This is a genomic window from Amycolatopsis thailandensis, from assembly GCF_042723255.1.
GTDB lineage: Bacteria > Actinomycetota > Actinomycetes > Mycobacteriales > Pseudonocardiaceae > Amycolatopsis > Amycolatopsis thailandensis.
The window spans coordinates 1-11,580 of record NZ_JBHXJK010000201.1; the positions used below are offsets into that span (position 1 = coordinate 1).

The window sequence follows — 11,580 nt, forward strand, 5'->3', positions numbered from 1 at the left end:
CCTCCTTGAGGGACCTAGGGTCCCTCAAGGAGGCCTTCACGGACTTGCGTAGTGCAGCGGGAGCAGGAGGGGTCAGACGCGCTTGAAGAGCAGGGCGCGCTTCACTTCCTGGATTGCTTTGGTGACCTGGATGCCGCGCGGGCAAGCGTCGGTGCAGTTGAACGTGGTCCGGCAGCGCCAAACGCCCTCGGAGTCGTTCAGGATGTCCAGACGCTCTTCGGCGCCTTCGTCACGCGAGTCGAAGATGAACCGGTGCGCGTTGACGATCGCGGCCGGGCCGAAGTACGAGCCGTCGTTCCAGTACACCGGGCACGAGGACGTGCAGCAGGCGCACAGGATGCACTTGGTCGTGTCGTCGAACCGGTCGCGGTCGGCCTGCGACTGGATCCGCTCGCGTGTGGGCTCGTTCCCGTAGGCGATCAGGTACGGCTTCACCGCACGGTACGCCTCGAAGAACGGGTCCATGTCGACGTAAAGGTCCTTGAGCGTGGTCAGACCCTTGATCGGCGCGATCGTGATGGTCGTCTTCTTGCCGCCGGTCTCCAGCAGGTCCTTCATCAGGACCTTGCACGCCAGCCGGTTGATGCCGTTGATCTGCATCGCGTCGGACCCGCAGACGCCGTGGGCGCACGAGCGGCGGAACGAGAACGTCCCGTCGATGTAGTCCTTCACGTAGAAAAGCAGGTTCAGCAGCCGGTCGGTGCGCTGCGCCGGGACGTCGTAGGACTCCCAGTGCGGCTCGGTGTCGACCTCGGGGTTGAACCGCAGGATCTTCAGCGTGACGGTGATCGGCGTGTGGTCGGAGGACACGGCCTCCGACTTCTCGGGGGTGGCCGTGGTCATCAGTACTTCCGCTCCATCGGTTCGTAGCGGGTGAAGGTCACCGGCTTGTAGTCCAGTCGGATGTCGGCGGACAGCGCGGCACCCTCCTTGTAGGCCATGGTGTGCCGCATGAAGTTCGTGTCGTCGCGGTTCGGGTAGTCCTCGCGCGCGTGCCCGCCGCGGGACTCCTTGCGCGCCAGGGCGCCGACGACCAGGACCTCGGCGAGTTCGAGCAGGAAGCCCAGCTCGACGGCTTCGAGGACGTCGGTGTTGTACCGCTTCCCCTTGTCCGACACGGTGATCCGCTCGTACCGCTCCTTCAGCGCCTGCACGTCGGTCAGCGCCTGCTTCAGCGTGTCCTCCGTGCGGTACACCGAAGCGTGCGAGTCCATCGTCTTCTGCAGCTCGGTGCGGATGTCGGCGACGCGCTCGTCACCGTGCTCCGAAAGCAGCAGCGACAGCTGCTCTTCCACCACGCGAGTCGGGTTCTCCGGCAGCTCGATGTGCTCGTGCGCCAGCGCGTACTCCGCGGCGGCGATGCCGGCGCGACGGCCGAAGACGTTGATGTCCAGCAGCGAGTTGGTGCCGAGGCGGTTCGAGCCGTGCACCGAAACACACGCGACCTCGCCCGCGGCGTACAGGCCGGGGATGACGTTTTCGTTGTCCCGCAACGCTTCGCCGTGGATGTTGGTCGGGATTCCGCCCATCACGTAGTGACAGGTCGGGAACACCGGCACCGGCTCGGTGACCGGGTCGACACCCAGGTACGTCCGCGAGAACTCCATGATGTCCGGGAGTTTCGCGTTCAGGGTCTCTTCCGGGATGTGCGTGACGTCGAGGACGACGTAGTCCTTGTTCGGCCCGCAACCGCGGCCCTGCAGCACTTCCTGCACCATCGACCGGGCGACGATGTCACGCGGCGCGAGGTCCTTGATGGTGGGGGCGTAGCGCTCCATGAACCGCTCGCCGTCGGCGTTGCGGAGGATGCCGCCTTCACCGCGCACGGCCTCGGAGATGAGGATGCCGAGCCCGGCGAGACCTGTCGGGTGGAACTGGAAGAACTCCATGTCCTCCAGCGGCAGGCCCTTGCGGAAGATGATGCCGAGGCCGTCACCGGTGAGGGTGTGCGCGTTCGACGTCGTCTTGAAGATCTTGCCCGCGCCGCCGGTGGCGAACACGATCGACTTCGCCTGGAAGACGTGCAGCTCGCCGGTCGCCAGCTCGTAGGCGACGACGCCGGAAGCGGCCGGGTTGCCGTCCTCGTCCGGGGTCAGGACCAGGTCGAGCACGTAGAACTCGTTGAAGAACTCGGTGCCGTGCTTGACGCAGTTTTGGTACAGCGTCTGCAGGATCATGTGCCCGGTGCGGTCCGCGGCGTAGCAGGCGCGGCGCACCGCGGCCTTGCCGTGGTCACGGGTGTGCCCGCCGAAGCGGCGCTGGTCGATCTTGCCTTCGGGCGTCCGGTTGAACGGCAGGCCCATCTTCTCCAGGTCGAGGACCGCGTCGATGGCTTCCTTCGCCATGATCTCGGCGGCGTCCTGGTCGACCAGGTAGTCGCCGCCCTTGATCGTGTCGAAGGTGTGCCACTCCCAGTTGTCCTCTTCGACGTTCGCCAGCGCGGCGCACATGCCGCCCTGCGCCGCGCCGGTGTGCGAACGCGTCGGGTAGAGCTTGGTGAGGACCGCGGTGCGGGCACGCTGGCCGGACTCGATGGCCGCGCGCATGCCGGCGCCACCGGCGCCGACGATCACCACGTCGTACTTGTGGAACTGCATGGAGGACTCCGCTTAACGTGTGGTGGGCGTCAGTTGGCCGAGATACCTGGGTCGAAGGTGAAGATCACCATCGTGCCGACGGCGAGGATCAGCACCATCGAGACGTAGAGCACGATCTTCAGCCAGAACCGGGTGGTGTCCTTGCGGGCGTAGTCGTCGATGATCGTGCGCAGCCCGTTGCCGCCGTGGATCTCGGCGAGCCACAGCATCGACAGGTCCCAGAACTGCCAGAACGGCGAGGCCCAGCGGCCGGCGACGAAGCCCCAGTTGATGCGGTGCACGCCGCCGTCGAGGATGTTCATGATGAACAGGTGGCCGAGCACCAGCACGATCAGGGCGAGGCCCGAGATGCGCATGAACAGCCAGCTGTAGAGCTCGAAGTTGCTGCGGCGGGCGGCGGCGCGCTTCGGGGCGCGCGGGCGCTCGAGAGCGAGTTCAGCCATGGTCAGTTACCCCCGAACAGCGTCTCGACGGTGCGCTTCATCATGAAGAAGGCGCCCGGAATCATCACCACGACCCAGATGGCCAGGATCGTCCAGAGCATCGGCTTCTGGAACTTGGGACCCTTCTCCCAGAAGTCGACCAGCATGACCCGGATGCCGTTGAGCGCGTGGAACAGCACCGCGCCGACGAGGCCGACCTCGAGGAGGTTGACCAGCGGGGTCTTGTAGGTCTCGATGACCTCGTTGTACGTGTCGGGCGACACACGCACGAGCGCGGTGTCGAGCACGTGCACGAAGAGGAAGAAGAATGTCAGCACGCCGGTGATGCGGTGCAGCACCCAGGACCACATACCGGGGTCTCCCCGGTAGAACGTCCCTTGCCGGCGTGAGGCACCCGCCCGATCGCTTGCGGTCGCCTCTGCGGCGGCGCTAGCCGTGGTGGACATCGGTGAACGGCCTCCAACGTCATGGCTTGGGCCCGCTGACCGCTGGTTTCCGCGCCTGCCGCCGGGACGTCCACCTGGGGACGGCTCCGGCGACGGTGCCGAGATCATGGTCATCGAGCGTGGATAAAAGGATGCTAGACCCGCACCTCACGGTGGGCTCACCTCCGGGTTCCTCTGTGTGATGGACCAGACATCGGGGGCCTCGCACGATGGGGTGACGCGGGCCGGTAACTCACCGGTTCGTCCACTGTGGACCCATGCCGGTGGGCCGCGTCGACACCGGGGTATCGACGCGGCCCACCAGGGATCTCCCGGCCTCGGCGTGCTCGCTCAGGGCAGGTTTCGCGTCACCTTGGTCACGGCCCACAAGTCGGGCGAGAACGACTCGCATTCGTACAAGGCCAAGGTGTTCGTGTAGACGTTCGGATCGTTCGGGCCCGTCGACACGTAGTTCACGACGATGTTGTGGTCGCCTGCGCAGATACTGTGGATGTTGTCCAGCCTGACCGGGGCGAAGTCGTAGACGCCCTCGCCGCTGATGCACCAGCCGTTGAGACTGTCGGCGAACACGGTCACCTTGTTCATGTCCGTTCCAGGGCCGTTGCAGGCGACGCGATCCGCTTGTGTCGTGGCGGACGCGACACCCAGGTGCGTCGATGTCATGACCGCGGCCAAGGAAGCCACGGTGACGATCCTGGTGATCTTGCTTCGTTTGATGCTCATGTACCCCTCCCCGGGTGTGAGACAGATGCTGCGAATCCGGTCTAACACTCGGCAACAAGGAGCGTCTATACTTGGTGAATATCTCACCGGATAGTGGCCGATCGCCTGGTCGAGAGCTCGCCGGGATTGTTCACTGTGGGTAGTGGCAACGGTGGGCGCGCCAGGCGCTGCTCCGCTTCCGCCGATGACGCCTCGGATCGGCCGGTTTTCGCGCGACGGGCGCCAGGCAAGCGGTCCCGATTGCTCCGTCACGATCACCGTGAGTACTCCATTCGTCGCAATTACGACTCATGAGTAAACGTTTGTGTTACGTAGCGTGCCTTTCCTATGGCAGCAAAGCGGCCGTTAGGTACCGTCTCCCGGTCGAACCCGGCAGTGTCGCCGGGTCGCTTTCTTCGGATCATCCGCTGGATCAGCGGGGAGGGAGACACACGTTGCGTCGCATGCGTGGAACCGCGCTGGCCGCCGCCGCCATGGCCGGTGCACTGGTACTTGCCGGGTGCGCGAAGGATTCGGGTGCGGGGAACAACAACAACGCGAGCTCTGGGGACCAGTCCGCCGGCTGCGTGACGGCGCCCAAGCCGCCCGCCGCTGCCGCCGCCTCCACCAGCTCCGCGCAGACCGGTGAGAAGGTCGACGGCAGCAAGCTGAAGGTCGCGCTGGCCTTCGACGTCGGCGGCCGTGGCGACGCGTCGTTCAACGACTCCGCCGCCGCCGGTACCGACAAGGCCAAGACCGACCTCGGCATCACCACGGTCACCGAAAGCACCGCCGCGTCGACCGAGGACGAGGCCGCCAAGTCGCAGCGCCTCGACCAGCTCGCGTCGCAGGGCTTCAGCCCGGTCATCGCGGTCGGCTTCGCCTACGCCAAGGCCGTCGGCGCCATCGCGCCGAAGTACCCGAACACCCAGTTCGCGATCGTCGACGACGACTCGGTCAAGGCGCCGAACGTCACCCCACTGGTCTTCGCCGAGGAGCAGGGTTCGTTCCTGGCCGGCGTCGCCGCCGCCTACAAGTCGAAGAAGTGCCACGTCGGCTTCGTCGGTGGCGTCAACACGCCGCTGATCCAGAAGTTCGAGGCCGGCTTCCTGCAGGGTGTGAAGGCCGCTTCGTCCAAGGCCGTCATCGAGGACGAGTACCTCACCCCGGCCGGTGACTTCTCCGGGTTCCAGGACCCGCCGAAGGGCAACGCCAAGGCCAACGCCCAGATCTCCAAGGGCGCGGACGTGATCTACCACGCGGCCGGCGCCTCCGGTAAGGGTGTCTTCGAGGCCGCGAAGTCGGGCAACGCGCTCGCGATCGGTGTCGACTCCGACCAGTACAACCAGAAGACGGTCGAGGCGTCGAAGGACGTCATCATCACCTCGATGCTCAAGCGCGTCGACGTGGCGGTGTTCGACTACCTGCGTGCGCTGGCCAAGGGCGACCTGACGTCGCTGCCGAAGCGCTTCGACCTCAAGGTCGACGGCGTCGGCTACGCCACCTCCGGTGGCAAGATCGACGACATCAAGGACGTCCTCGACGGCTACAAGGCGCAGATCGTCTCCGGGGCGATCACCGTCTCGGACAAGCCGCAGAAGTAAGCTCTACCAGGCAGCGGGGCTCGGGAGGGTAACCCCTTCCGAGCCCCCACCTGTTTACTCCCAGAACTGGATGGCTTTTTCATGAGCGCTCCCCAGGCCGAGGTCACCGACGCCCCCGACCGGGGTGAACCGGCCGTGCAGCTGACCGGGATCACGAAGCGATTCCCCGGTGTCGTGGCCAACTCCGACGTCAACCTCACCGTCACCAAGGGCGAGGTGCACGCCGTCTGCGGCGAGAACGGCGCGGGCAAATCGACCCTGATGAAGATCCTCTACGGCATGCAACAGCCGGACGAGGGCGACATCGCGATCAACGGCGAACCGGTGAAACTGCGCAACCCGCAGGACGCCATCAAGGCCGGGATCGGGATGGTCCACCAGCACTTCATGCTGGCCGACAACCTCACCGTCGGGGAGAACGTCTTCCTCGGCGCGGAGAACCTGCACGGCATCGGCCGCGCGGCCAGGGCGAAGCTGGCGGAACTCGCCGGACGGGTCGGCCTGCACGCCCGCCCGGACGCGCTGCTCGAAGAGCTCGGCGTCGCCGACCGCCAGCGCGTGGAGATCGTCAAGGTGCTCTACCGCGGCGCGCGGATCATCATCCTCGACGAGCCCACCGCGGTACTCGTGCCGCAGGAGGTCGACGCGCTGTTCGAGACGGTGCGCGCCATGCAGAAGGACGGCTTCACCTTCCTCTTCATCTCGCACAAGCTCGACGAGGTGCGTGCGATCGCCGACACGGTCACCGTGATCCGCCGCGGCACCACGGTCGGCTCGGCCGATCCGAAGACGATCACTTCGCGCCAGCTGGCCGAGATGATGGTCGGCACGGAGCTGCCCAGCCCCGAGACCCGCGAGTCCACCGTGACCGACCGGCCGGTCCTGCGCCTGGACGACGTCTGCCTGACCGTCGAGGGTTCCGAGCGGAACGTGCTCGACCACATCTCCTTCACCGTGCACGCGGGTGAGGTGCTCGGGATCGCCGGGGTCGAAGGCAACGGCCAGACCGAACTCGTCGAGACGATCATGGGCATGCGCAAGGGCGGCGGCCGGATCGAGCTGACCGAGGACGACGGCGAGGTCGTCGAACTGCACAAGATGGGGACGCTCGCCCGCCGCGAGGCCGGCATCGGTTACATCGCCGAAGACCGCACGAGGCACAGCCTCCTGCTCACGCAACCCTTGTGGGTCAACCGGATCCTCGGTTACCAGACCCGCGAGCCGGTCGCGAAAGGACAGTTGCTCGACATCGACGGCGCGCGGGAGGACACCCGCCGCATCGTCGAGGAGTACGACGTCCGCACCCCGGGGATCGACGTCCCGGCGGCCGCGCTGTCCGGTGGTAATCAGCAGAAGCTGATCGTCGGGCGCGAGCTTTCCGGCAACCCGGTCCTGCTGATCGCGTCGCATCCGACGCGTGGCGTCGACGTCGGCGCGCAGGCGCTGATCTGGGAACAGATCCGCCAGGCCCGCGCGGCCGGGCTGGCCGTCCTGCTGGTTTCGGCCGACCTCGACGAGCTGATCGGGCTTTCCGACACCATCCAGGTCATGCTCCGCGGGCGCCTGGTCGGCGAGGCCGACCCCGCGACCGTGACCCCGCAGCAACTGGGCTCCGCCATGACGGGTGCTTCCGAAGACTCCGACGAAGAAGGTGCATCGTGAGTTCCTGGCGTACGAGGCTGCTGCCGCCTCTGCTCGCGATCGTCTTCGCGGTCATCCTGACCGCCATCGCGCTGATCATCTCGGGCGCGAGCCCACTGGACGCCTACGGCACCATGGTCGGCCAGATGTTCAAGGGCTCGACCGCGGTCGACACGGTGAACCTCGCGACGGTCTACTACCTGTCCGGGCTCGCCGTGGCCATCGGCTTCCAGATGAACCTCTTCAACATCGGTGTCGAGGGCCAGTACCGGTTCGCCGCCATCGTCACCGCCATCATCGGCGGGGCGCTGCAGCTGCCGCCGGTGATCCACGTGATCGCGATCCTGCTGGTCGCGGTCGCCAGCGGCATGCTCTACGCGGCGATCCCCGCGGTGCTGAAGGTGACCCGAGGCGTTTCCGAGGTCATCTCGACGATCATGCTGAACGCGATCGTCGGCGGCATCGTGGCGTTCCTGGTCAACGCCGACCAGTTCGGCGTGCAGACCGGCAACAACATCGCCACCCGCGAGATCGCCGAAACCGGCCGGATCCCCGGTATCCCGATCGGGTCGGGCGAGCTGTTCGGCTTCGTGCTCATCGCGGCGCTGATCGGCGCGGCCTACTGGTTCATGCTCAACCGGACCCGGTTCGGGTTCGAGCTGAAGGCCTCCGGCGAATCGACGACGGCCGCCGCGGCGGGCGGTGTCAACGCCAAGAAGATGACGCTGATCGCGATGCTGCTTTCCGGCGGTGTCGCCGGTCTGGTCGCGATGCCGGAACTGCTCGGCCGCGACTTCACCTACGGCATCACCTCGACCCAGATGTACGGCTTCACCGGCATCGCGGTCGCCCTGCTCGGCCGCAACCACCCGGCGGGGATCGCGCTGGGCGCCCTGCTGTGGGCGTTCCTCGACCGGTCCGCCGTGTCGCTCGAGCAGATCAACGTGTCCAAAGAGATCGCAGTGATCATGCAGGGTGTGATCGTGCTGTCGGTCGTCATCGCGTACGAGATCGTGCGCCGCGCGGACCTGGCCGCCGAACAGCGTCGCGTGGGTCGCGCGCTGGCGGGCAAGGGTTCCAGCGTGTCCGAAGGGGGTGCGGTGTGAGCACTGATGTTCTTTCGTCCAACACGGGCGGGACCACCATGCCGGTGAAGCCGCCGAAGCGGCGTATCCCCGGCTGGCTCAAGGGCGCCATCTGGGGTCTGCTGGCGGTCGGTGTGCTCGCGATCGCGTCGTACGCCACCGGCGTCAACACGCTGACCTCGACCAACACCGCGCACACCGCGCTGCGGCTGGCCCTGCCGATCCTGCTGTGCGCGCTTGGCGGGCTCTGGGCCGAACGCGCGGGCGTGATCAACATCGGCCTCGAAGGCATGATGATCCTCGGCACCTGGGGTGCCGCGTGGGGCGCGTACCACGGCGGGGTCTGGGCCGGGCTGATCTCGGCGGTCGTGTTCGGCGCGCTCGGCGGTCTGCTGCACGCCGTCGCGACGGTGACGTTCAACGTCAACCACATCGTCTCCGGTGTGGCGATCAACCTGCTGGGTCTCGGTGTCGCGAAGTACCTGGCGAACCTGGTGTTCACCCCGCTTTCGGGGAACCCGCGCCAGTCGCCGCCGGTCCCGAAGTTCGACACCTATTCGGCGACGTTCCTCTCGGACTGGTTGTCGGACCTGGAAAAGATGCAGCGGGTCTTCATCTCCGACCTGGCCGGGATCCTCAACGGCCTGGTCACCGAGGTCGCGCCGCTGACGATGATCGCGATCGCGCTGGTCCCGATCAGCTACCTGGTGCTGTGGCGAACGCGGTTCGGCCTGCGGCTGCGGTCCTGCGGTGAGAACCCGGTCGCGGCAGAGTCCCTCGGTGTGAACGTCTACCTGCACAAGTACGTCGCCATGATCATCTCCGGCGGGCTCGCCGGGATGGGTGGCGCGTCGCTCGTGCTGCTCGCCGGTGGCGCGGACTACCTGGAGAACCAGACCAACAACCGCGGGTACATCGGCCTCGCGGCGATGATCTTCGGCAACTGGCGGCCGGGTGGCCTGCTCGGCGGCGCGGCGTTGTTCGGGTACGCGGACGGTCTCCAGCTCGCCGGTGGCGGTTCCGCGGTGCTCGCGCTGCTCTACGGCGCGGTGATCCTGCTGGCCGTGATCGTGGCCGTGCAGCTGTTCCGCCGTCAGTGGATCGCCGCCGCGCTCGGTGTCGTCGGCGCCGGCGCGCTGTACGCGATCTACTGGACCAACGACGACCTGCCCAGCGACCTCATCCCGTACACGGCGCACTTCGTGACGCTGATCGTGCTGGCGGTGGCTTCGCAGCGGCTGCGGCCGCCCAAGGCCGACGGCGCGCTGTACCGACGAGGTGAGGACTGACATGGCTGAGTACGACTGGGAAGCCCTGCGGGCTCAGGCTGTCGAAGCGGCGAAGTCGGCGTACGCGCCGTACTCGGGTCTGCACGTCGGTGTCGCGGCCGTGGTGGACGACGGCCGGATCGTCGTCGGCTGCAACGTCGAAAACGCTTCGTACGGCTTGGGGATGTGCGCGGAATGCACGATGGCGGGGCAGCTGCGGCTGACCGGCGGCGGCAAGCTCGTCGCCGTCGCGTGCCGCAGTGGCGCCGGTGATCTGCTGATGCCGTGCGGGCGTTGTCGTCAGATCCTGTTCGAGCACGGCGGTTCCGACTGCCTGGTGGACACCCCGAGCGGCATCCTGCCGATGTCCTCGGTACTGCCGGACGCTTTCGGACCGGACGATCTGCCATGAGCGCGTTCGCCGCCGTCGACGTCATCCGCGCGAAGCGGGACGGTGGACGGCTGTCCGACGAGCAGATCGACTGGACGATCGACGCGTACACGCGCGGCGACATCGCCGAGGAGCAGATGGCCGCGCTCGCGATGGCCATCTTCCTGCGGGGGATGGATTCCGGCGAGATCGCGCGCTGGACCGGCGCGATGATCGAATCGGGGGAGCGGCTGGACCTGAAGGTCAGCCGTCCGACGATCGACAAGCATTCGACGGGCGGGGTCGGCGACAAGATCACGCTGCCGCTGGCGCCGCTCGTCGCGGCCTGCGGTGCTGCCGTGCCGCAGCTGTCCGGGCGCGGGCTCGGGCACACCGGCGGGACGCTGGACAAACTGGAGTCGATCCCGGGCTGGCGTGCCGCTTTGTCGACATCGGAGATCGTCCGGCAGCTCGACGAGGTCGGCGCGGTGGTCTGCGCGGCGACGTCCGGGCTGGCTCCCGCGGACAAGAAGCTGTACGCGCTGCGAGACGTGACGTCGACGGTGGAGTCGATCCCGCTGATCGCGAGCTCGATCATGAGCAAGAAGATCGCCGAGGGTTCGGCCGGGCTGGTCCTCGACGTGAAGACCGGTTCGGGCGCGTTCATGAAGACGCTTCCGCAGGCGCGGGAGCTCGCGCGGACGCTGGTGGAGATCGGGACCGCGCACGGCGTCGCGACGACGGCGCTGATCACGGACATGAACGTGCCGTTGGGGCACGCCGTCGGGAACGCGATCGAGATCGCGGAGTCGGTCGAGGTGCTGCGCGGCGGCGGCCCTTCGGACGTCGTCGAGCTGACGGTGGCTTTGGCGCGGGAGATGCTGGCGCTGGCCGGGCTGTCCGATGTGGACCCGGCGGCGGTGTTGGCGTCTGGTCGCGCTTACGAGACTTGGTGCCGGATGATCGCCGCTCAGGGCGGGGATCCGGAGGCCGCTCTTCCGCAGCCTCGGCACGTCCATGTCGTTCCGGCGCCTTCATCCGGCGTCTTGGCTTCGCTGGACGCGTATTCGGTCGGCGTCGCAGCTTGGCGGCTCGGGGCCGGGCGGGCGCGCAAGGAGGATCCGGTGCAGGCCGCGGCCGGCGTGCTGTGCCTGGCGAAGCCGGGCGACACGGTGTCGGCCGGGCAGCCGCTGCTGGAGCTGCACACCGACACTCCGGACGCCGTCCCGTCGGCTCTCGCCGCGCTCGAAGGCGCCTACGCTGTCGGCGCCTCGGCTCCGGCGCCTGCGCCTTTGGTGCTGGAGACCGTGCGCGCCTGACCTGCGTTTAGCGGGCTAAACGCGATCCTTGCTCGCCGCCCTGGGCCCCTGCGTTTCGTCCTCTGGATGCGGTAGTTGCACGCGCAAGTACCGCATCCAGAGGAC

At 67.3% G+C, this 11,580-nt stretch carries 11 protein-coding genes; 6 read left to right on the top strand and 5 right to left on the bottom strand.

From position 1 onward, the window contains the following. Window positions 1-72: 72 nt before the first annotated feature. From ACFWMR_RS40305 to ACFWMR_RS40325, 5 genes are all read right to left on the bottom strand, one after another. A complete protein-coding gene (locus ACFWMR_RS40305) occupies window positions 73-843 on the bottom strand; it encodes a succinate dehydrogenase iron-sulfur subunit (protein WP_076163134.1) in 771 nt (256 codons plus the stop codon). Beyond that, window positions 843-2,597 carry a succinate dehydrogenase flavoprotein subunit gene (gene sdhA, locus ACFWMR_RS40310; RefSeq protein WP_378277623.1) on the bottom strand — a complete coding sequence of 585 codons (1,755 nt, stop codon included), beginning with the start codon at window positions 2,595-2,597 and terminating at the stop codon, window positions 843-845. Before sdhA ends, ACFWMR_RS40305 begins: the two co-directional genes overlap by 1 nt. 29 nt (window positions 2,598-2,626) lie before the next feature. Then, a complete protein-coding gene (locus tag ACFWMR_RS40315) occupies window positions 2,627-3,040 on the bottom strand; it encodes a succinate dehydrogenase hydrophobic membrane anchor subunit (protein WP_378382201.1) in 414 nt (137 codons plus the stop codon). Window positions 3,041-3,042: 2 nt separating this feature from the next. Beyond that, a complete protein-coding gene (gene sdhC, locus ACFWMR_RS40320; protein ID WP_360084213.1) occupies window positions 3,043-3,486 on the bottom strand; it encodes a succinate dehydrogenase, cytochrome b556 subunit in 444 nt (147 codons plus the stop codon). Between the two features lie 330 nt (window positions 3,487-3,816). Beyond that, window positions 3,817-4,209: a hypothetical protein gene (locus tag ACFWMR_RS40325; RefSeq protein ID WP_378382202.1), complete on the bottom strand. Its 393-nt coding sequence runs from the start codon at window positions 4,207-4,209 to the stop codon at window positions 3,817-3,819. 443 nt (window positions 4,210-4,652) lie between these two features. Between ACFWMR_RS40325 and ACFWMR_RS40330 the strand changes: the two genes are divergently transcribed. The 6 genes from ACFWMR_RS40330 (at window position 4,653) to ACFWMR_RS40355 (ending at window position 11,475) form a co-directional block, all read left to right on the top strand. Further along, window positions 4,653-5,792, top strand: a complete 1,140-nt coding sequence (locus ACFWMR_RS40330; protein ID WP_378382203.1) for a BMP family lipoprotein — start codon at window positions 4,653-4,655, stop codon at window positions 5,790-5,792. A gap of 81 nt (window positions 5,793-5,873) precedes the next feature. Beyond that, window positions 5,874-7,454 (top strand): ABC transporter ATP-binding protein, encoded by a 1,581-nt coding sequence (locus tag ACFWMR_RS40335; RefSeq protein ID WP_378382204.1) that lies wholly within the window; start codon window positions 5,874-5,876, stop codon window positions 7,452-7,454. Next, window positions 7,451-8,539, top strand: coding sequence for an ABC transporter permease (locus ACFWMR_RS40340; protein WP_378382205.1), 1,089 nt, complete (start codon window positions 7,451-7,453; stop codon window positions 8,537-8,539). The genes ACFWMR_RS40335 and ACFWMR_RS40340 overlap by 4 nt, the downstream gene beginning before the upstream one ends. A gap of 38 nt (window positions 8,540-8,577) precedes the next feature. Beyond that, the gene (locus ACFWMR_RS40345) at window positions 8,578-9,807 is read left to right on the top strand and encodes an ABC transporter permease (RefSeq protein WP_378382207.1); all 1,230 of its coding nucleotides are present in this window, start codon (window positions 8,578-8,580) and stop codon (window positions 9,805-9,807) included. 1 nt (window position 9,808) lies between these two features. Further along, on the top strand, window positions 9,809-10,198 hold the full coding sequence (locus ACFWMR_RS40350; protein WP_378277627.1) for a cytidine deaminase: 390 nt from the start codon (window positions 9,809-9,811) through the stop codon (window positions 10,196-10,198). Further along, window positions 10,195-11,475 (top strand): thymidine phosphorylase, encoded by a 1,281-nt coding sequence (locus ACFWMR_RS40355; RefSeq protein WP_378382206.1) that lies wholly within the window; start codon window positions 10,195-10,197, stop codon window positions 11,473-11,475. The genes ACFWMR_RS40350 and ACFWMR_RS40355 overlap by 4 nt, the downstream gene beginning before the upstream one ends. Window positions 11,476-11,580 lie beyond the last annotated feature (105 nt).